We start from the raw sequence: 20,104 nt of genomic DNA, 5'->3' as shown, positions 1-20,104 counted from the left end.
CGACGCTTTTTCTCTGGTAAACGGTGCTTATGGACGTTTCTGAACTGCTCGATGGTTTGAATGACAATCAGCGCGCTGCCGTTGCGGCTCCGCGCAGTAACCTGCTGGTGCTGGCAGGCGCGGGCAGTGGTAAAACGCGGGTGCTGGTGCATCGCATTGCCTGGCTGATGTCGGTGGAGAATTGCTCTCCCTATTCAATTATGGCGGTGACCTTTACCAACAAAGCGGCCGCGGAGATGCGTCACCGTATCGAGCATCTGATCGGCACCAGTCAGGGCGGGATGTGGATCGGCACCTTCCACGGCCTGGCGCACCGTTTACTGCGCGCTCACCATCTTGATGCCGGTCTGCCGCAGGATTTTCAGATCCTCGACAGTGAAGATCAGCTGCGTCTGCTTAAGCGCCTGATTAAATCCATGAACCTTGATGACAAGCAGTGGCCTGCGCGTCAGGGCATGTGGTACATCAACGGCAAAAAAGATGAAGGCCTGCGGCCAAAGCATATTGAAAGCTACGGCAATCCGATTGAGCAGACCTGGCTGCGCATTTATCAGGCCTATCAGGAAGCCTGTGATCGCGCCGGTCTAGTCGATTTCGCTGAGCTGCTGCTGCGCGCCCATGAGCTGTGGCTCAACAAGCCGCACATTCTTAATCACTACCGCGAACGTTTTACCAACGTGCTGGTGGATGAGTTTCAGGATACCAACAACATTCAGTACGCCTGGATTCGGATGCTGGCGGGCGACAGCGGCCGGGTGATCATCGTGGGCGATGATGATCAGTCGATCTACGGCTGGCGCGGCGCGCAGGTCGAGAATATTCAGCGCTTCCTGCAGGATTTCCCAGGCGCGGAAACCATTCGTCTGGAGCAGAACTATCGCTCAACCAATAACATCCTGAAAGCCGCCAATGCCCTGATCGCCAACAACAATGGCCGCCTGGGTAAAGAGCTCTGGACTGAAGGCAGCGATGGTGAGCCAATCTCTATCTATTGCGCCTTTAATGAGCTGGATGAAGCACGCTTTGTGGTTAACCGCATCAAGGTCTGGATGGAGAACGGCGGCGCGCTCAACGACTGCGCCATTCTCTATCGCAGCAACGCCCAGTCGCGTGTGCTGGAAGAGGCGCTGCTGCAAAGCAGCATGCCGTACCGTATTTATGGCGGCATGCGCTTCTTCGAACGCCAGGAGATCAAAGATGCGCTCTCCTATCTGCGTCTGATGGCGAACCGCAATGACGACGCGGCCTTTGAGCGCGTGGTAAATACCCCGACACGTGGCGTGGGCGATCGCACGCTCGACGTGGTGCGTCAGACCGCCCGTGAGCGTCAGATGACGTTGTGGCAGGCCACGCGCGAACTGCTGCAAAGCCGCGCGCTGGCTGGCCGTGCCGCGTCTGCGCTGCAACGCTTCTGTGAGCTGGTCGATTCACTGGCTACCGAAACCGCCGATTTACCGCTGCATGTTCAGACTGACCGGGTCATTAAAGACTCAGGCCTGTGGCTGATGTATGAGCAGGAAAAAGGTGAGAAGGGCCAGGCGCGTATCGAAAACCTTGAGGAGCTGGTGACGGCAACACGCCAGTTCAGCTATCAGGACGAAGATGAAGATCTGATGCCGCTGCAGGCCTTCTTGTCCCATGCCGCCCTTGAAGCGGGTGAAGGTCAGGCGGACAAGTGGCAGGATGCGGTTCAGTTGATGACGCTGCACTCGGCGAAAGGGCTGGAGTTTAGCCAGGTCTTTATTGTCGGCATGGAAGAGGGGATGTTCCCGAGCCAGATGTCGCTGGATGAAGGCGGCCGTCTGGAAGAGGAGCGTCGTCTGGCTTATGTCGGCGTAACCCGTGCCATGATGAAGCTGACGCTGACCTACGCTGAAACCCGCCGACTCTATGGTAAGGAAGTGTATCACCGGCCTTCCCGTTTCATCGGCGAACTGCCCGAAGCGTGCATCGAAGAAGTGCGTCTGCGCGCCAGCGTGAGCCGTCCGGTAAACCATCAGCGGATGGGTGCCCCGGTGACCAAAAATGACAGCGGATTCGCGCTGGGTCAGCGTGTTCATCACGCGAAATTTGGCGAAGGCACCATCATCAATCTGGAAGGCAGCGGTGAACACAGCCGCCTGCAGGTGGCGTTTCAGGGGCAGGGAATCAAGTGGCTGGTGGCGGCTTACGCAAAGCTGGAAACGCTTTAGCGTGCGGTTGACGGCTTTTTCGTCTCAGCGTAACATGCGCCCACTATTATCATGAGAGGACAATGCCTTGGACACGCCCAGTCGATGCTGGCTCAATGACCTGGATACCAGGAATAACATCTAAGGCTACCTCTTTACGCGGGTAGCCTTAGCGGTTATCAGCGACCTCCCTTTTTGATTCCGTCGCACGAGTCAGCACTGATTTATCTCTGAAACTCTGTTTCCGTGTTCAGGCCGCACGTTCCATGTTGAGGAACGGCGGACTGCCTTGTCCCATTTAGTCTGCAATGGGGAGTATTGCTATGCTGAGCGCATTTAAACTGGATCACAGCCGCCTGACGCGACTGGAGCTGGAAGACGAAAACGACAAACTGACCACCTCCGTCTGGGTCGATCTTATTGAACCGGAAGAGGGCGAACGTGATCGGGTGCAGTCAGAACTGGGTCAGAGCCTGGCAACACGGCCTGAGCTGGAAGACATTGAGGCCTCAGCACGTTTCTTCGAAGATGAAGATGGTCTGCATATTCACTCCTTCTTCTTCTATGAAGATGCTGACGATCACGCCGGTAACTCTACTGTGGCGTTCACCATCCGTGAAGGCCGCCTCTATACACTGCGCGAACGCGAACTGCCCGCTTTTCGCCTCTATCGTATGCGCGCCCGTAACCAGACGCTGATCGACGGCAATGCCTTTGAGCTGCTGCTCGACCTGTTTGAAACCAAAATCGAACAGCTTGCCGATGAAATCGAGAACATCTACAGCGCGCTGGAGAAACTCAGCCGGGTGATCATGGAAGGTCAGCAGGGCGAAGAGTACGATCAGGCGCTGTCGCGGTTAGCGGAACTGGAAGATATCGGCTGGAAAGTGCGCCTCTGTCTGATGGATACCCAGCGCGCGCTGAACTTCCTGGTGCGTAAAGCGCGCCTGCCGGGCAATCAGCTGGAGCAGGCACGTGAAATTCTGCGCGATATCGAATCGCTCCTGCCGCATAACGAATCGCTGTTCCAGAAGGTGAACTTCCTGATGCAGGCGGCAATGGGCTTTATCAATATTGAGCAGAACCGCATCATCAAGATCTTCTCCGTGGTCTCCGTGGTATTTCTGCCGCCAACGCTGGTGGCTTCCAGCTACGGGATGAACTTCGAGTTTATGCCGGAACTGAAGTGGAGCTTTGGTTATCCTGCGGCTATCGGCCTGATGATTCTTGCCGGACTGGCACCTTATCTCTACTTCAAGCGTAAAAACTGGCTTTAAAACAGCCACGGGCCATCTCAGATGGCCCGTTTTGCTGGCTCTCATCCCCGTTTCTGCGTACTCTGACCCTCCTGTTTTTACAAATAATTAACTTCTTATGGACGCTTTTTCGTTGCGCGCGCAGTGGACGCTGCTGTTGCTGGTCTCAGTGTTGCTGGGTGCGGTGCTGCACTATTTTCATGTGCCTGCCGCGCTGTTACTGGGACCGATGATCGTGGGCGTGGTGATGGGGCTATCAGGTGCCACGCTGCGCATTGATAAACGGTTCTTCCTGGTTGCTCAGGCCGTTCTGGGCTGCATGATTGCGCAAAGCCTGTCACCTTCGATTCTGACACCGCTGATTCAGGACTGGCCGATCGTACTGGCGGTGCTGTTGCTGACGCTGGCGGCCAGTGGCTTGTCCGGTTTTCTGCTGGTGCGCTTCAGTCATCTGCCTGGCCCGACCGGCGCATGGGGATCGTCGCCGGGGGGAGCATCGGCCATGGTGGCGATGGCGGGTGACTTTGGCGCTGACGTCCGGCTGGTGGCGTTTATGCAGTATCTGCGGGTGCTGTTTGTCGCCTCGGCGGCCGCGCTGGTGGCGCGCATCGGGCTGGGCGATGAAGCACACAGCGTGTCGCTGCTCTGGTTTCCGGCGCTGAATCGCGGTTTTGCCATTACCCTGGTCGTCATGCTGCTGGGCGCATGGCTGGGCACACGACTGCGCATTCCTTCTGGCGCGTTGCTGCTGCCCGCACTGGCGGGTGCGGCACTGAACAGCAGTCATATCGCGATATTACAGGTGCCGGAATGGTTGCTGGCCGTGGCCTATGCGCTGATTGGCTGGAGCGTGGGACTGCGTTTCACCCGCCCGATTTTTCTGCTGGCACTGCGCACGCTGCCGCAAATGCTGGCCTCGATCTTCGGGTTGATGTTGTTGTGTGGCGGGCTGGCGTGGATGCTGACCCGAATGCTGGATATCGATCTGATGACGGCTTATCTCGCCACCAGTCCAGGCGGACTGGACACGGTGGCGATTATTGCTGCAGGCACGCAGGTCAATATGGCGTTTGTGATGGCGATGCAGACGTTGCGTCTCTTTACCATCCTGCTGACCGGCCCGGCTTTAGCGCGCTTTATCTCACGCTACGCGCGCACGGGAACGGGAGCGGAATGAAAACGCCACCGCATCGCAGACAAACACCAGCAGCGCCAGCCAGATGAAGGCAAAGGTCACCAGCTTGTCTGGCGTGATGGTTTCACCGTAAAACACCACCGCCAGGACAAACATCAGCGTCGGGCCGAGGTACTGGAAGAAGCCCACGGTGGAGAGTCGCAGTCGGCTGCAGGCCGCCGCAAACAGCATCAGTGGAATGGTGGTAACAATGCCGGCCGCAATCAGCTTCAGGTTGAGGCTCAGCGGGTTAGCCGATAAATGGCTGGTGGCGCTGTCGGCAAAGCCAAACAGGTAAATCGCCGCCAGCGGGAACAGCCACAGGGTTTCAATCAGCATACCGCTCTGCGCATCGACCTGAATCTTTTTGCGCAAAAGACCGTACAGGGCAAAGCTCAGCGCCAGGCCCAGCGCGATAATCGGTAACGATCCAAACTGCCACAGCTGCACCAGCACGCCGACGGCTGCCAGCAGTACGGCCAGCCACTGCAGGCGACGAAAGCGTTCGCGCAGAAACAGCATGCCGAACACCACGTTAATCAGCGGGTTAATAAAGTAACCGAGGCTGGCTTCCAGCATATGCTGATTGTTGACCGCCCAGATGAACAGCAGCCAGTTGCCGCCGATCGTCACTGCTGTCAGCGCCAGCATCAGCACTTTTCGGGGCTGGCGCAATACGCTGCGTACACCGGGCCAGCTGCGGCTCAGGGTAATCAGCAACAGCATAAAGAGCGCAGACCAGATCACGCGATGCGTCATGATTTCTGTCGCGGGAACCTGTTTCACCAGCTTGAAATAGGCGGGCGCAATGCCCCAGATAAAGTAAGCGCCCAGTGCAAAGCCAACGCCCTGCCGGGTTTGTTGCGTATCCATATGCGATCCATTCAATGTCGTGGTTAGCCGATAAGATAGGTGGCAGTCGCCGTAGCGATGTAGTCGCCCTGTTGATTGTGCAGCTCCACCCGAGCCACGCCGACTTTGTTACCGGCACGCAGCAGGCTGCTGGTGGCGATGAAGCGTTCACCGCGTCCGGGACGTAAATAGTCGACACGCATATCAATGGTGCCCATGCGCGACAGACGCTGGCGCAGCTCCTCCTCAGTGATGCTCTCCTGACGGGTTAGCGCATTACTGACGCACACCATGCCCGCAGCGACATCCAGTACCGAGGCGATAACACCGCCGTGCAGGATCTGCTGTGCCTGATTACCTACCAGCATGGTTTTGTTATTGAAACTGATCTCTGCGTAGTCTGCGTCAAGGCGCAGCAGCTCCAGGCCCAGCGCCTGATTAAACGGCATGTGATAAACGAAAATTTCGCCGACCAGCTTACGAGCGTCCTGCTGTGTCAGCACGGGTGATGACATGATGATGTGTCCTGAAAAAATCGGGCCAGAGGGGCGCGGAACGTTAATGAGTTGTGTATTCTATGACGCCTGCGAGGGTGTTTCCAGTTTAAGAAATCAGCACTCATGCTCGCTGCCATTTGTGTGTAGAATGGCCTGCTTTTTACGACACCCTTTCAGTTATTCTGATACGCAGTTGCTCACCGGAGAATTCTATGCGTAAGCATCGCGCCTTGCTGGCGGCAATGTTGATATTTCCTGCGCTGGCGCAGGCGGATGAAGCCCAGATTAAAGAGGTTCATGACGCGCCACAGGTCCAGGGCAGCATTATTGCTAACCTGCTGGAGAAGCACGACAACCCGTTTGTTCTCTATCCTTACGAGAACAACTATCTGCTCTACACCTATACCAGCGATCTGAATAAAGAGGCGATCTCATCTTATAACTGGGGAGAAAATGCCCGTAAAGATGAAGTGAAATTCCAGCTCAGTCTGGCATTTCCGTTATGGCGCGGTATTCTGGGCGACAACTCCGTCCTGGCGGCCTCTTATACACAGCGTTCCTGGTGGCAGCTGTCGAATAGCGCGGAGTCTTCGCCATTCCGCGAAACCAACTATGAACCCCAGATCTTCCTCGGCTGGGCAACCGACTATTCACTGGCGGGCTGGACCTTACGGGATGTTGAAGTGGGTCTGAATCATCAGTCCAATGGACGAAGCGATCCGACTTCACGCAGCTGGAACCGTGTTTATGCGCGTCTGATGGCGGAGAACGGTAACTTCCTGGCGGAAATCAAACCCTGGTATCGCATCCCGGAAGGGGAGAGCAGCGATGATAATCCTGATATCACCAAATACATGGGTTATTACCGTGCCAAAGTGGGCTACCGGCTAGGCGACAGTATTTTCAGCGTTGAGGGCAACTATAACTGGAACAGCGGTTATGGCGGCGCGACAATGGGCTGGAGCTACCCTATCAGTGAGCATGTCCGCTTCTATACTCAGGTATTTAGCGGTTACGGTGAATCACTGATCGATTACAACCATCGCCAGACGCGTCTGGGTGTGGGTGTAACGCTTAACGACTTGTTCTAATCTCAAACGTAAGACAGGAATCGCGTGGCAACCTCGGCAGTTCTCAATCAGGAAGCGCTGGCGCAGCAGGTATTGCAGGATACCTTCGGCTATCAGCATTTTCGTCCCGGTCAGCAGACGATCATTCATCAGGCGCTAAGCGGGCGCGATTGCCTGGTGGTGATGCCCACTGGCGGAGGGAAATCGCTTTGTTATCAGATTCCGGCGCTGGTGCGCGAGGGACTGACGCTGGTGGTGTCACCGCTGATCTCTCTGATGAAAGATCAGGTCGATCAGCTGCTGGCGAATGGCGTGGCGGCGGCGTATCTCAACTCCACCATGACGCGCGATCAGCAGCAGACGGTGATGGCAGACTGCCGTACCGGTCGGGTTAAGCTACTTTATATCGCTCCCGAACGCCTGATGATGGATAACTTCCTGGAAAGTCTGGCGCACTGGCAGCCCGCGATGCTGGCCGTGGACGAAGCGCACTGCATTTCCCAGTGGGGCCACGATTTCCGTCCGGAATATGGCGCACTCGGAAAGATGCGTCAGCGCTTCCCGGAATTACCGGTGATGGCACTGACCGCGACGGCGGATGAAACCACCCGCAATGACATCGTTAACCTGCTGCACATGCAGGATCCGCTGATCCAGATCAGCAGCTTTGACCGTCCTAATATCCGTTACACGCTGGTGGAGAAATTTAAACCCACCGATCAGCTGCTGCGCTACGTTCAGGATCAGCGCGGTAAGTGCGGCATTATCTACTGCAACAGCCGGGCGAAGGTGGAAGACACCGCCGCGCGTCTGCAAAGCCGTGGATTCAGCGTGGGCGCCTATCATGCCGGAATCGACAGCGAACAGCGTGGCCGGGTGCAGGAAGCGTTTCAACGTGACGATCTGCAAATCGTGGTGGCGACGGTGGCCTTTGGCATGGGTATCAACAAACCCAACGTCCGTTTTGTCGTTCACTTCGATATTCCGCGTAATATTGAGTCCTATTATCAGGAAACCGGCCGGGCCGGACGTGATGGTCTGCCCGCCGAAGCGATGATGCTCTACGATCCGGCCGATATGGCCTGGTTGCGTAAATGCCTTGAAGAGAAAGTGCCTGGGCCGCTGCAGGATATTGAACGCCACAAGCTCAATGCGATGGGCGCGTTTGCGGAAGCGCAGACCTGCCGCCGTCTGGTGCTGCTGAACTATTTTGGCGAGGGTCGCCAGCAGCCATGCGGCAACTGCGATATCTGTCTCGATCCGCCTAAACGCTACGACGGTCTGGTTGAAGCGCAAAAAGCGCTTTCCGGTATCTATCGTGTTGGTCAGCGTTTTGGCATGGGCTATATCGTTGAGGTGCTGCGCGGGTCTAATAATCAGCGTATTCGTGAACAGGGTCATGACAAACTGCCGGTTTATGGACTGGGCAAAGACCAGAGCCACGAACACTGGGTCAGTGTGTTACGTCAGTTAATCCATCTGGGGCTGGTGACGCAGAACATCGCTATGCATTCGGCGTTACAGTTGACCGAAGCAGCGCGCCCGGTGCTGCGCGGTGAAGTGCCACTGATGCTGGCAGTGCCGCGATTGATTACTGCGAAAACAAAAAGCAGCAGTCCGGCGAAGTTTCTCGGTGGCAATTACGACCGCAAGCTGTTCGCCAAGCTGCGTAAGCTGCGAAAAGCGATCGCCGACGAAGAGAATATTCCCCCCTATGTGGTGTTCAATGACGCCACACTGATAGAGATGGCAGAACAGATGCCGGTCAGCGCGTCGGAGATGCTCAGCGTCAACGGCGTGGGCCACCGCAAACTGGAGCGCTTTGGCAAACCTTTCCTGGTGATGATCAAAGAGCATCTTGATGATGAAGAATAAAGGACACTGATTATGCTGATGTTATTCGCAACGGTTGCGCTGGTTCATCTGGTGGCATTGATGAGCCCCGGCCCTGATTTCTTTTTCGTATCGCAAACCGCCGCCAGCCGCTCGCGTAAAGAGGCGATGATGGGGGTACTGGGTATTACGCTGGGTATCGTTGTCTGGGCGGGCGTGGCGCTGATGGGACTGCACCTGATCCTGGAAAAAATGGCGTGGCTGCATCAGATCATCATGGTCGGTGGTGGACTCTATCTGTTGTGGATGGGCTGGCAGCTGATGTGTTCGGCACGTCAGCGACACAAACAGCCGCAGCAGGATGAGCCCGTAGTTGAGCTGCCGAAACGCGGAATGAGCTTTCTCAAAGGCCTGCTGACGAACCTGTCGAATCCTAAAGCGATTATTTACTTCGGTAGCGTCTTCTCGCTGTTCGTCGGTGATGATGTGGGTTCGGCAGAGCGCTGGGGCCTGTTCCTGTTGATTATTGGTGAAACCTTTGCCTGGTTTGCCCTGGTCGCGGCTATCTTTGCGCTACCGTGGATCCGCGCAAAATATCAGCGCCTGGCAAAGTGGGTCGATGGCATGGCAGGCGTCCTGTTTGCCGGTTTTGGTATCCACCTGATTATTTCACGTTAAGCGCTGCAATCCCTTTATGCCGGAGAGCGCATTGCGCATCCGGCAAAACTTCATTGCCTGTGGTATCTCTCTGAACTTCACGTGCGTGACGACTGTCACAAACTGCACCTGTTAACGCCCCACTGTTACAACCGCGTATAAATCGTCACCCTTCTTTGATTAATGAAATCTTCACCTCCGGTATGGTCGTATCGACGGACTCTGTTTTCATGGAGATGATAATGAACACAAAACCCCTGTTAGTGTTGTTAATCGCGTTCTGCATCAGCGCCTGCGCCGCGCCTGAGGCTGCCCATTATCGCGTTCCTGACCAGGTGAAGGGAGACAGGATATCGGCCATCCTGGCGCAGTTGCCTCCGGTGTCTGAGCAGCAGCAGGGCGAAAGAATTAACCAGATCTCCGCTGCGTTTCTCGGTACGCCTTATCAGGCGGATACGCTGATCGGCTCGCCCGAAACACCAGAAGCGCTGGTGATCAATTTCAACGGAGTGGATTGTTTCACGCTGCTTGATTACGTTCAGGCGCTAAGCCGCAGCCACGATCGCGCCAGCTTTGAGGCTAACCTGGTTCGGACGCGTTACGCGGGCGGAGAGGTCAGCTACCTGAAACGGCGTCACTTTTTTTCCGACTGGTTTGCTGAAAGCCCGCGTAATGCCACTGACATAACCCGCACACTCAGCCCGGATGCGGTGACGGTGGTGAAGCAACTGAATCGTGAGGTCAGCGGAAAAGAAAGGCTGCCCGGTCTGGGTGTGGTTCCCCGACGCATAACTTACATCCCAGCTCGCGCGATCACATCGCAGGTACTGAAGCAGATTCAGACCGGCGATTACATTGGCGTTTATACCAACGCTCAGGGGCTGGATGTATCGCACGTCGGGATTGCCGTCTGGCATGATGGACGGTTGTGGTTCAGGAACGCCTCTTCGCTGGCGATTAATCGCAAAGTGGTCGATACGCCATTCAGGGAATATATGCGATCAAAACCGGGCATTATTGTGTTGCGTGCGGTGCCATTGACCGCGCCGTAATGGTGCCAGGAAAGGGAGAATGTGATGCAGAGCAGGATCGCGCCGACCTCAGCGTGTCGGCGCGTAAGGCCTTACGCGATCTTTCTGGCGCTGGCCAGCAGCGCGCCCACCGCCATAAACAGACCACCGAAAATGCGGTTCATTAACTTCATCTGTTTTGGTCCTTTAATCCAGCCAGCAATCCGCGTTGCCAATGTGGCGTAACCAATCATCACGATGATATCGACCACCACGGTGGTGACACCCAGCACCAGATACTGCATAAACAGCGGCTGATGTGGCTGGATAAATTGCGGAAAGAGTGCAGCAAGAAAAACGATACTTTTCGGGTTGGTCAGGTTAACCAGTACGGCGCGTTTGAAAAGGCGACGACGCGGCATCGCTTTGGCGACCGCATCCAGATCGATGCCACCTGCGGAGCGCCATTGCTGAATACCCAGCCAGACCAGATAGGCTGCACCGGCCCATTTCAGAATTTCAAATGCCAGCAGCGACTGAGAAAACAACGCGCCCAGACCGATACCGACCAGCACGATGTGCAGTGCCAGGCCGACCTGCAAACCGGAGATGGACGCTACCGTGCCACGGTAGCCATGGCTGATACCGGTACTCATGGTGTTGATTGCCCCGGAGCCAGGCGACAGGCTGAGAATTGTGGTGGTAAGCAGATAGGTCAGCCACCATTCGATGGTCATGGGTCAGGCTCTCTTTAGTAACGGAATTGTGACACAATACGCCAGAAATAAGCGCGACGCTACGGCCTGCGCATGGCATTCATGACTCAGTATCCGGTCATCAGGAGGGCGAATGAATCAACACAAAGCCAGTTGGCTGCGACGTGAAAAAGCCTTTGCTGCCTTCGCCACCGGGCCGCTGCTCGATTTCTGGCACAGTCGTGAAGAACGGGAGTTTACCGGCGTAGGAAATCTGACGCTGCGCTATGTCCGCTTCACATCGCCGCAACATAAGCGTGTGATCCTGATTGTGCCGGGACGCATCGAGAGTTACATAAAATATCCTGAGCTGGCGTACGATCTGTTTCACTGCGGATTTGATGTGGTGATCCTGGACCATCGCGGTCAGGGGCGTTCCGATCGCCTGCTGGAAGATTCACACCGCGGTCACGTGGCAGAATTTACCCATTACGTCGACGATCTTGAAACGCTCTATCTTAAAGAAATTGTCAGCGGTCACTATCAGCAGCGCTATGCGCTGGCTCACTCGATGGGTGGCGCAATCTTAACGCTGTTCCTGGCGCGTCAGCCGCAGGCGTTTCATGCGGCAGCGTTAGTGGCGCCGATGTTTGGCATTGCCTTGCCGCTGCCCTCATTTCTGGCCCATCGGCTTCTTGACTGGGCGGAGAAACGTCCGGCTATGCGCGATGGCTATGCGCTCGGCACCGGACGCTGGCGCGCGCACCCGTTTGGCATTAACCGGCTGACGCACAGCACCGAGCGTTACCGGCGAAACCTGCGATTTTATGCGGACGATCCGGCAATTCGCGTCGGCGGGCCAACCTACCACTGGGTGCGTGAAGGCATCCATGCCGGTCGCAATATTATCAGTCAGGTCGATAAGATCACCACGCCGCTACTGCTGTTACAGGCCAGCGACGATCGGGTGGTCGACAATCGTTCACAGGATCTGTTTTGTGCCGCAATGGCCGCGGCGGGTCATCCGTGTGAGGGCAATAAGCCACGGGTGATCGAGGGTGCGCGTCATGAGATCCTGTTTGAAAAGGATGAGATGCGCGCCGAAGCACTCAATGCAGTGGTCGACTTTTTTTCATCGCACCACTGACGTTTTTTATCCGACCGGTTAAACCGGCAGAACCAGATACCCGAGGTTTTCATGTATCACATCGTTGCATCCGATCTGGATGGCACGCTGCTTTCTCCCGAACATCGTCTGACCCCTTTTGCGCGTGAAACACTGCAGCAGCTGGTCGCGAAAGATATTCACTTTGTGTTCGCCACTGGCCGTCATCATATTGATGTCGGACAGATGCGCGACAGCCTGGCCATTCCTGCCTATATGATCACCTCAAACGGCGCGCGCGTGCACAACGCACAGGGCGAACTGGTGTTCAGTCATAATCTGGATGAGGACATCGCCAGCGATCTGTTTGGTCTGCAGTATCATCACAGCGATATTCTGACGCACGTTTACCGCGACGATGAGTGGTTTGTCAGCCGTTCAAGCCCGGCGGAGCAGGACTATTTCCGCGAGTCGGTCTTCAACTATCAGGTCTATGAGCCGGGTCTGTTGCCTACTGATAACATCAGCAAGGTTTTCTTCACCTGCGAAAATCCTGAGCATCTGATTCCGATGGAGCAGGCGATTGAAGCGCGCTGGGGCGACCGGGTTAATGTCAGTTTCTCGCTGCCCACCTGTCTGGAAGTGATGGCGGGCGGCGTGTCGAAAGGGCATGCGCTGGAGGCGGTCGCGAAGACGCTGGGCCATACGCTGAAAAGCTGTATCGCTTTTGGCGACGGCATGAATGATGTGGAGATGCTGAGTATGGCGGGTAAAGGCTTTATCATGCAGAACGCCCATCAGCGGTTGAAAGATACGCTGCCAGCGCTGGATGTGATTGGGTCGAATGCCGATGATGCGGTGCCGCAGATGCTTCGCACGCTCTATCTGGCTTAAGCCGTCAGCGTAAAACAGGGCCGGTTATCCGGCCCTGTTTTTATGGCCGTCAGGCGAGGGTCTTTTTGTGTTTGTGTTCGCTGACCATGGTCAGTAACAGCAGAATAACCGCCAGCACGCAGCCCGCAATCATCACCATGAAGCCGCCGTCCCAGCCGAAATAATCGACGGTGTAACCGACAATGGCGCTGGCCGCCACCGATCCGCCCAGATAGCCGAACAGGCCGGTGAAGCCCGCTGCCGTGCCCGCCGCTTTTTTCGGTGCCAGTTCCAGAGCATGCAGACCAATCAGCATCACCGGGCCGTAGATCAGGAAGCCAATCACGATCATGCAGGCCATGTCGACGCCAGGATTACCCGCCGGGTTGAGCCAGTAGATCACAGTTGCAATGGTCACCAGCGTCATAAAGAACACCCCGGTTGCACCGCGATTGCCGCGGAACACTTTGTCCGACATCCAGCCACAGAGCAGCGTGCCCGGAATCCCCGCATATTCATACATGAAGTAGGCCCACGACGATTTATCCAGCGTGAAGTGTTTTACTTCGCGCAGATAGGTCGGCGACCAGTCGAGAATGCCGTAGCGCAGCAGATAAACAAAGACGTTGGCCAGTGCGATGTACCACAGCAACTTGTTTGGCAGCACATACTTCATGAAGATCTGTTTTGCCGTCAGCTCCTCTTCGTGGCTGGCATCGTAATCAGGCGGATAGTCGTTTTTGTACTCTTCAATCGGCGGCAGACCACAGGATTGTGGGGTGTCGCGCATCAGCGCAAAGGCCAGAATCGCAATAGCAATCGCGCCAAACGCCGGCATGTAGAGTGCTGCTTTCCAGTCGTTGAACCACGCCATACCGAGCAGGAACAGCAGAGGCGGAATACCGCCGCCTACGTTATGCGCACAGTTCCAGATCGATACGATGCCGCCGCGCTCTTTCTGCGACCACCAGTGAACCATGGTGCGGCCACAGGGCGGCCAGCCCATGCCCTGAAACCAGCCACAGACAAACAGCAGTACGAACATCACCATGATGCTGGAGGTCGCCCAGGGAACGAATCCCATAATCAGCATCACCGCCGCGGCCAGAATCAGACCAGCCGGTAAGAAGACGCGCGGATTTGATCGGTCAGAGACCGAGCCCATGATGAATTTTGAAAAGCCGTAGGCAATGGAGATGCCGGATAAGGCAAAACCGAGATCGCCACGTGAAAAACCCTGCTCCACCAGATAGGGCATGGCGAGTGCGAAGTTTTTCCTGACCAGATAGTAGGCCGCGTAACCAAAGAAGATCCCGATGAAAATTTGCCAGCGCAGGCGACGGTAGAGCGGATCGACATGATCCTCCGCCACCTGCGGCTGACGTGGTGCAGGTTTAAAAATGCTCAGCATCAGTGAGGCCCTCCAGGGCACATTATGGTTTTTTATTCCCAGCAGGTTGGGGCAGGAAAAGAGCAGAAAAAAATGGACGCAGGATGTTCCATTTCGCGCAAAGAATAGTGTTAGTTGCGCAACGTTACTGTGATGAGTGACACATTTGTTACAGTTTTATTACAGTTGAGAGCGAATATGATCATCCGATGGATCATTTCGCGCATTTTATCTGGCATAAAACCCATTCCGGCACCGCTTATGTCAGTAAGTGTAAACAAGTCATTTTTCGGGCGTTTTAATCGCCTGGTTAGTAATCAGATGTCAACCAGATTTAACAGCCTGAGGGCTGCACATTGTTTACACTGACGGCCTGTTTATTTCGGGATCGTCACCGTGTTTTTATTGATTATTACCACCATTCTGTGGGCCTTTTCGTTCAGCCTGATTGGCGAGTATCTTGCCGGTCAGGTAGACAGCTGGTTCTCTGTGCTCATGCGTCTGGCGCTTGCTGCGCTGGTGTTTCTCCCTTTCCTGCGCTGGCGCGGCCATCGCCCTTCGACATTGCTGCTTTATATGCTGGTGGGGATGTTGCAGCTGGGCGTGATGTATCTGCTGAGCTTCGAAGCCTATCTCTACCTGAGCGTGTCGGAGTTCCTGCTGTTTACGGTGATGACCCCGCTCTACGTGACGCTGATTTATGATCTGATCAGCCGCCGTCCACTGCGCATCGGCTATATCTTCAGTGCGTTGCTGGCGGTGGCAGGCGCGGCCATTATTCGCTATGACAAAGTCAGCGATCATTTCTGGTTTGGCCTGCTGTTAGTGCAGCTGGCAAACATCTGCTTTGCGGCGGGAATGGTAGGTTATAAGCGTCTGCAGGAGACCCGACCCATGCCGCAGCATACCGCTTTCTCCTGGTTCTATCTGGGGGCAGTGTTGATTGCGGTGATCGCCTGGTGTGCCTGGGGTAACCCGCAGAAGTTGCCGACGACTTCATTGCAGTGGGGCATTCTGATCTGGCTGGGGGTGGCAGCTTCCGGTCTCGGCTATTTTATGTGGAATTACGGTGCGACGCAGGTCGATGCCGGTACGCTGGGCATTATGAATAACATGCACGTTCCCGCCGGTCTGCTGGTGAATCTGGCTATCTGGCAGGAAAAGCCGCACTGGCCGAGCTTTATTGCGGGCGCGCTGGTGATCCTCGCCTCACTGTGGGTGCATAAGCGGTGGGTGGTGGGGCGTAGTGACCGGTAATCATTAGGTGCTGGGACAAACCGTTGCTGTAGCCGGACTGCGGCCTCCCGGGCTGGCGCGTCCGATCGCGAAGGAAACTCACCTCCCTGTGGATCGGCCGGGCCATCCCTGGCCCGGACGCTTCGCTCTTCAGACGCGCCAGCCCTGGAGACTTAACAGCATCATCGCAGTTGAACAAAGGACTCAGAGCGAATATGAAGGAGGGGATGGCGGGTTGAGAAGTAAAGCGTCCGCCGCAGGGATGCGGCGGTCGAGGCTCCAGGGATGGATTTACGCCGTCTTTACGCAGCAACCCGCCATTTCCGACTGGATGGCGCCATATCAGGCAGGCTTCTCACTCTTAGGACGCTGAATCATCGCCAGCCCTTTCAGGAAGTTGCGCAGAATCTGGTCGCCGCATTCGCGGTAGTTCTTATGATCCGGTTTGCGGAAAATCGCGCCAATCTCAGCCTGTGAAACAGTAAAATTCACGCGCTTCAGGACATCAGGAATGTCGGTGGTTTTCAGATCAAAAGCGATGCGCAGCTTTCTCATGAAGATATTGTTAGTCATCTTGCGTTCTATGGACGGCGCGGGCGCATCTTCACTTTTGCCACGACGGTAAAAGATCAGGCCATTCAGAAAATAACCCATCAGCACATCCGGGCAGGGACGAAACGCAGCATCGTCATCTTTTTTCAGCCACGCCTGAATATCCGCTACCGGCACGTCACATTGCGCCAGCGCAAAAATCTCCACCATTTTGGCATCGCTCAGATTGAGCATGTAGCGCACGCTGCGCAGAATATCATTGTTAGTCATGGTGAGATCTTCTCATGTTCAGTCGACAGGCTGCGCATTATAGGGGATTTCGCCCGCGTTCGCGCAGGTTTGTGCCCGCCGGATTACCGCTGTAATACTGCACCGGGCAGCGCGGCGTCGCGCACAAATGGCAGATGCTCGCAGGCGTGCTGACGGGCAAAGCGGATAAAGGCTTCCAGCACAGGCTGACGCTGCTCGCCTTCGCGCACGGCGGCATAAAGACGGCTCCAGAGGCCATCGCCCAGCGTGCGGGTAACGACCAGACCCTGCTTCTCAAAACTCTCCACCACCCAGTGCGGCAGTGCGGCAATCCCCATGCGCGCCGACACCATCTGAATCATCAGCAGGGTGTTATCCACACTTTTCAGAGCCGGACTCACGCCCGCTGGCTGCAGGAAGTGACGCCAGATATCCAGACGCTGACGCTGAACCGGATAGATCATTAACACTTCATCGGCCAAATCTTCTGGCGAAATCTGCTCAACCTGCGCCAGCGGGTGGTCCGTCGCCAGTACCAGCCGCACTTCATAATCAAACATCGGCGAGTAGAACAGGCCCGAGCGCGCCAGAATGTCGGAGGTCAGCACCACATCCAGCTCACCCTGTTGCAGAGCGGGCTGCGGATCAAAGGTCACGCCTGATTTGAAATCCATCACCACCTGCGGCCAGCTCTGGCGGAACTTGTCCAGCGCGGGAGTCAGCCACTGAATGCAGCTGTGACACTCAATCGCCACCCGCAGCGTGGTCTGATGCGGCTCATGACAGGCCTGCAACGCCTGCTGAATCTGCGGCAGCACCTGCTCAGCCAGCTGCAGCAGAATATCCCCCTGCGGCGTAAAGCGTAGCGGCTGACTTTTACGCACGAACAGGCGGAATCCCAGCCGCTGCTCCAGATCGCTGAACTGATGAGACAACGCCGATTGCGTCTGATGAAGCTGGGCCGCCGCCGCCGCCAGCGATCCCGTATTGCGCAGAGCCTGAAGCGTCCGCAGGTGCTTGAGTTCGATCATGAGAGTCCTTCACATCGAAAATGAACATATTGCGCTTGAGAGACATACAGTACCCGCAGATTATAGCAGTGTAAACATCTGGACGGCTAAACATCTTTGGCTGCCCATTTTAGCCAAAGTGAAAGATTATCTGGAGAACAGCACATGACTATCCTCAACCATACCCTCGGCTTTCCCCGCATTGGTCTGCGCCGTGAACTGAAAAAAGCACTGGAGAGTTACTGGGCAGGCGACAGCACGCAGCAGGCACTACTGGCGACGGGCCGCGAGCTGCGGGCGCGACACTGGCAACAGCAGAAAGAGGCGGGCGTCGATCTGCTGCCGGTCGGCGATTTCGCCTGGTATGATCATGTGCTGACCACCAGCCTGCTGCTGGGCAATGTGCCTGCACGTCATCAGAGCACAGAGGGCACCGTTGATCTGGATACGCTGTTTCGCGTGGGGCGCGGGCGTGCGCCGACCGGCGAACCCGCGGCGGCGGCAGAAATGACCAAATGGTTTAACACCAACTATCACTTCATCGTGCCGGAATTTACTCAGGGCCAGACATTTAAACTGAGCTGGACTCAGCTGCTGGACGAGGTTGATGAGGCGCTGGCGCTGGGCCATAACATTAAGCCGGTGCTGCTCGGGCCGGTGACGTATCTGTGGCTGGGTAAAGTCAAAGGTGAACCCTTTGAACGTCTGTCGCTGCTGGCGGCGATTTTGCCGGTCTATCAGCAGGTGCTGGCGGAACTGGCAAAGCGCGGCATCGAATGGGTACAGATTGATGAACCCGCCCTGGCGCTGGAGCTGCCGCAGACCTGGCGCGACGCCTTTCAGCTGGCGTATGACGCTCTGCAGGGCCACAGCAAGCTGCTGCTGACCACCTATTTTGACAGCATCGGCCAGAACATTGATGTGATTCGTGCGCTGCCGGTGCAGGGCCTGCATGTCGATCTGGTCCATGGCAATGATGATATTAAGCAGCTGAATCAGCAACTCCCCGCCAGCTGGCTGCTGTCGCTGGGCGTGATCAACGGACGTAACGTCTGGCGCGCCGATCTGAGCCGCTGGTTCAGTCGCCTGCAACCGCTGACCAGAGAGCGTGAGCAGCTGTGGATTGGATCTTCCTGCTCACTGCTGCACAGCCCGATCGACCTGAGTGTCGAGACCCGCCTGGATGACGAAGTCAAAAGCTGGTTCGCCTTTGCGCTGCAGAAATGTGCTGAGCTCTCGCTGCTGAGTCAGGCTCTGAACAACAATGATGCGGCGTCGCTGGACGCCTGGAGCGCGCCGGTGCAGGCCCGTGCTCACTCCCGACGGGTGCATAATGCGGCGGTGGGGCAGCGTCTGGAGGCCATCACGCCACAGCACAGTGAGCGGCAGAGTGCTTACCCGGTTCGCGCCGTCCTGCAGCGTCAGCGTTTCAATCTGCCCGCCTGGCCCACCACCACCATTGGCTCTTTTCCACAGACCACTGAAATTCGCGGCCTGCGTCTCGACTTTAAACAGGGCCGTCTTGACAGCAGTCATTACCGCACCGGCATCGCAGAGCACATTAAACAGGCGATTACCGAGCAGGAGCGGCTGGGGCTGGATGTGCTGGTGCATGGTGAAGCAGAACGTAACGATATGGTTGAGTACTTCGGCGAGCATCTGGACGGCTTTGTCTTTACCCAGAACGGCTGGGTGCAGAGCTACGGTTCTCGCTGTGTGAAACCGCCTGTCATTATTGGCGATATCAGTCGCCCGGAGGCGATCACTGTGGAGTGGGCCCGCTATGCCCAGTCGCTGACGGACAAGCCGGTAAAAGGGATGCTGACCGGTCCGGTGACGATTCTCTGCTGGTCATTCCCGCGTGAAGATGTGTCACGTGAAATCATCGCCAAGCAGATCGCGCTGGCGCTGCGTGATGAAGTGGAAGATCTGGAGAAGGCGGGCATCGGGATTATTCAGATTGATGAGCCTGCGCTGCGTGAAGGTCTGCCCCTGCATCAGTCTGAGTGGGCGACCTATCTGAACTGGGCCGTTGAAGCGTTCCGGCTGAATGCGGCGGTGGCGCGGGATGAAACTCAGATTCACACGCATATGTGTTACTGCGAGTTTAACGACATTATGGACGCCATCGCAGCCCTGGATGCGGATGTCATCACGATCGAAACTTCGCGTTCAGACATGGACCTGCTGGAGTCGTTTGAAGATTTCGAGTATCCGAATGAAATCGGGCCCGGCGTCTATGATATTCACTCCCCCAATGTTCCTAGTGTCGAGTGGATTGAAGCACTGTTGCTGAAGGCGGCGAAACGGATTCCGGAAGCGCGGCTGTGGGTCAACCCGGACTGCGGTCTGAAGACGCGTGGCTGGACGGAGACGCGTCAGGCGCTGGCGAATATGGTGACAGCGGCGAAGAAACTGCGTGGTGAGACGGCGTAGGAATGGGGCCGGTGGGTAAAATCAGGGGCGCAGAAGCG

General features: G+C 56.2%; 18 protein-coding genes. 12 read left to right on the top strand and 6 right to left on the bottom strand.

All coding sequences use genetic code 11. The features are described from left to right. Window positions 1-29: 29 nt before the first annotated feature. The 4 genes from uvrD to IAI47_RS18380 all read left to right on the top strand — a co-directional run bounded on the left by uvrD (window position 30) and on the right by IAI47_RS18380 (window position 4,604). Window positions 30-2,192, top strand: coding sequence for a DNA helicase II (gene uvrD, locus IAI47_RS18390; RefSeq protein WP_003854368.1), 2,163 nt, complete (start codon window positions 30-32; stop codon window positions 2,190-2,192). Window positions 2,193-2,259: 67 nt separating this feature from the next. Beyond that, window positions 2,260-2,316: a YsgD/CorL family protein gene (gene ysgD, locus IAI47_RS22210; RefSeq protein WP_369690086.1), complete on the top strand. Its 57-nt coding sequence runs from the start codon at window positions 2,260-2,262 to the stop codon at window positions 2,314-2,316. Between the two features lie 178 nt (window positions 2,317-2,494). Beyond that, window positions 2,495-3,448: a magnesium/cobalt transporter CorA gene (corA, locus tag IAI47_RS18385; RefSeq protein WP_003854370.1), complete on the top strand. Its 954-nt coding sequence runs from the start codon at window positions 2,495-2,497 to the stop codon at window positions 3,446-3,448. Window positions 3,449-3,545: 97 nt separating this feature from the next. Then, window positions 3,546-4,604 carry an AbrB family transcriptional regulator gene (locus tag IAI47_RS18380; protein WP_003854372.1) on the top strand — a complete coding sequence of 353 codons (1,059 nt, stop codon included), beginning with the start codon at window positions 3,546-3,548 and terminating at the stop codon, window positions 4,602-4,604. Here the strand turns inward: IAI47_RS18380 and rarD are convergent. Together rarD and IAI47_RS18370 are read right to left on the bottom strand one after the other, a co-directional pair. After that, window positions 4,569-5,474, bottom strand: a complete 906-nt coding sequence (gene rarD, locus IAI47_RS18375; protein ID WP_003854374.1) for an EamA family transporter RarD — start codon at window positions 5,472-5,474, stop codon at window positions 4,569-4,571. The two genes, IAI47_RS18380 and rarD, sit on opposite strands and share 36 nt — an antisense overlap. A 23-nt stretch (window positions 5,475-5,497) precedes the next feature. Next, window positions 5,498-5,968 (bottom strand): thioesterase family protein, encoded by a 471-nt coding sequence (locus tag IAI47_RS18370; protein WP_008926441.1) that lies wholly within the window; start codon window positions 5,966-5,968, stop codon window positions 5,498-5,500. A gap of 194 nt (window positions 5,969-6,162) precedes the next feature. Here IAI47_RS18370 and pldA point away from each other — a divergent pair, with 194 nt between their 5' ends. The 4 genes from pldA (at window position 6,163) to IAI47_RS18350 (ending at window position 10,562) form a co-directional block, all read left to right on the top strand. Continuing rightward, window positions 6,163-7,041, top strand: a complete 879-nt coding sequence (pldA, locus tag IAI47_RS18365) for a phospholipase A (protein ID WP_003854378.1) — start codon at window positions 6,163-6,165, stop codon at window positions 7,039-7,041. 24 nt (window positions 7,042-7,065) lie between these two features. Beyond that, complete coding sequence (gene recQ, locus IAI47_RS18360) at window positions 7,066-8,895, top strand: ATP-dependent DNA helicase RecQ (RefSeq protein ID WP_003854379.1); 1,830 nt, start codon at window positions 7,066-7,068, stop codon at window positions 8,893-8,895. A gap of 12 nt (window positions 8,896-8,907) precedes the next feature. Then, window positions 8,908-9,531, top strand: coding sequence for a threonine export protein RhtC (rhtC, locus tag IAI47_RS18355; RefSeq protein WP_008926442.1), 624 nt, complete (start codon window positions 8,908-8,910; stop codon window positions 9,529-9,531). A gap of 221 nt (window positions 9,532-9,752) precedes the next feature. Beyond that, window positions 9,753-10,562, top strand: a complete 810-nt coding sequence (locus IAI47_RS18350; RefSeq protein ID WP_008926443.1) for a DUF1460 domain-containing protein — start codon at window positions 9,753-9,755, stop codon at window positions 10,560-10,562. 71 nt (window positions 10,563-10,633) lie between these two features. On the opposite strand, the gene rhtB is transcribed toward IAI47_RS18350, so the two are convergent. Then, entirely contained in the window at window positions 10,634-11,257 is a 624-nt protein-coding gene (gene rhtB, locus IAI47_RS18345; RefSeq protein ID WP_003854387.1) for a homoserine/homoserine lactone efflux protein, read from the bottom strand. A 112-nt stretch (window positions 11,258-11,369) separates the two neighbouring features. On the opposite strand from rhtB, the gene pldB reads away from it, so the two are divergent. Both pldB and yigL read left to right on the top strand, forming a co-directional pair. After that, window positions 11,370-12,362 (top strand): lysophospholipase L2, encoded by a 993-nt coding sequence (gene pldB, locus IAI47_RS18340; protein ID WP_003854390.1) that lies wholly within the window; start codon window positions 11,370-11,372, stop codon window positions 12,360-12,362. 51 nt (window positions 12,363-12,413) lie between these two features. Next, window positions 12,414-13,214: a sugar/pyridoxal phosphate phosphatase YigL gene (yigL, locus tag IAI47_RS18335; protein WP_003854392.1), complete on the top strand. Its 801-nt coding sequence runs from the start codon at window positions 12,414-12,416 to the stop codon at window positions 13,212-13,214. A 49-nt stretch (window positions 13,215-13,263) separates the two neighbouring features. Here the strand turns inward: yigL and glpT are convergent, their stop codons facing one another. Then, window positions 13,264-14,604 carry a glycerol-3-phosphate transporter gene (gene glpT, locus IAI47_RS18330; RefSeq protein WP_008926445.1) on the bottom strand — a complete coding sequence of 447 codons (1,341 nt, stop codon included), beginning with the start codon at window positions 14,602-14,604 and terminating at the stop codon, window positions 13,264-13,266. 375 nt (window positions 14,605-14,979) lie between these two features. On the opposite strand from glpT, the gene IAI47_RS18325 reads away from it, so the two are divergent. Beyond that, window positions 14,980-15,840, top strand: a complete 861-nt coding sequence (locus tag IAI47_RS18325) for a carboxylate/amino acid/amine transporter (protein WP_008926446.1) — start codon at window positions 14,980-14,982, stop codon at window positions 15,838-15,840. 321 nt (window positions 15,841-16,161) lie between these two features. Here the strand turns inward: IAI47_RS18325 and IAI47_RS18320 are convergent, their stop codons facing one another. Then, on the bottom strand, window positions 16,162-16,641 hold the full coding sequence (locus tag IAI47_RS18320; RefSeq protein WP_003854397.1) for a DUF1456 family protein: 480 nt from the start codon (window positions 16,639-16,641) through the stop codon (window positions 16,162-16,164). Window positions 16,642-16,724: 83 nt separating this feature from the next. Beyond that, complete coding sequence (gene metR, locus IAI47_RS18315) at window positions 16,725-17,651, bottom strand: HTH-type transcriptional regulator MetR (protein WP_003854400.1); 927 nt, start codon at window positions 17,649-17,651, stop codon at window positions 16,725-16,727. Between the two features lie 144 nt (window positions 17,652-17,795). Here metR and metE point away from each other — a divergent pair, with 144 nt between their 5' ends. Beyond that, window positions 17,796-20,066 (top strand): 5-methyltetrahydropteroyltriglutamate--homocysteine S-methyltransferase, encoded by a 2,271-nt coding sequence (metE, locus tag IAI47_RS18310; protein ID WP_008926447.1) that lies wholly within the window; start codon window positions 17,796-17,798, stop codon window positions 20,064-20,066. Window positions 20,067-20,104: the final 38 nt, after the last annotated feature.

It is taken from the genome of Pantoea sp. MT58, assembly GCF_014495885.1.
Lineage (GTDB): Bacteria > Pseudomonadota > Gammaproteobacteria > Enterobacterales > Enterobacteriaceae > Pantoea > Pantoea eucalypti.
Note: the sequence above shows the minus strand (reverse complement) of the source record. Positions and strands in the feature narration are given on the sequence as shown.

What these genes read in the sequence shown, in the direction of transcription:
- uvrD (WP_003854368.1), top strand. Translation starts at nt 30, where the DNA reads ATGGACGTTTCTGAACTGCTCGATGGTTTGAATGACAATCAGCGCGCT.
- rhtC (WP_008926442.1), top strand. Translation starts at nt 8,908, where the DNA reads ATGCTGATGTTATTCGCAACGGTTGCGCTGGTTCATCTGGTGGCATTG.
- metE (WP_008926447.1), top strand. Translation starts at nt 17,796, where the DNA reads ATGACTATCCTCAACCATACCCTCGGCTTTCCCCGCATTGGTCTGCGC.
- rarD (WP_003854374.1), bottom strand. Translation starts at nt 5,474, where the DNA reads ATGGATACGCAACAAACCCGGCAGGGCGTTGGCTTTGCACTGGGCGCT.
- yigL (WP_003854392.1), top strand. Translation starts at nt 12,414, where the DNA reads ATGTATCACATCGTTGCATCCGATCTGGATGGCACGCTGCTTTCTCCC.
- corA (WP_003854370.1), top strand. Translation starts at nt 2,495, where the DNA reads ATGCTGAGCGCATTTAAACTGGATCACAGCCGCCTGACGCGACTGGAG.
- IAI47_RS18320 (WP_003854397.1), bottom strand. Translation starts at nt 16,641, where the DNA reads ATGACTAACAATGATATTCTGCGCAGCGTGCGCTACATGCTCAATCTG.
- rhtB (WP_003854387.1), bottom strand. Translation starts at nt 11,257, where the DNA reads ATGACCATCGAATGGTGGCTGACCTATCTGCTTACCACCACAATTCTC.
- IAI47_RS18370 (WP_008926441.1), bottom strand. Translation starts at nt 5,968, where the DNA reads ATGTCATCACCCGTGCTGACACAGCAGGACGCTCGTAAGCTGGTCGGC.
- IAI47_RS18350 (WP_008926443.1), top strand. Translation starts at nt 9,753, where the DNA reads ATGAACACAAAACCCCTGTTAGTGTTGTTAATCGCGTTCTGCATCAGC.
- glpT (WP_008926445.1), bottom strand. Translation starts at nt 14,604, where the DNA reads ATGCTGAGCATTTTTAAACCTGCACCACGTCAGCCGCAGGTGGCGGAG.
- metR (WP_003854400.1), bottom strand. Translation starts at nt 17,651, where the DNA reads ATGATCGAACTCAAGCACCTGCGGACGCTTCAGGCTCTGCGCAATACG.
- pldB (WP_003854390.1), top strand. Translation starts at nt 11,370, where the DNA reads ATGAATCAACACAAAGCCAGTTGGCTGCGACGTGAAAAAGCCTTTGCT.
- IAI47_RS18380 (WP_003854372.1), top strand. Translation starts at nt 3,546, where the DNA reads ATGGACGCTTTTTCGTTGCGCGCGCAGTGGACGCTGCTGTTGCTGGTC.
- pldA (WP_003854378.1), top strand. Translation starts at nt 6,163, where the DNA reads ATGCGTAAGCATCGCGCCTTGCTGGCGGCAATGTTGATATTTCCTGCG.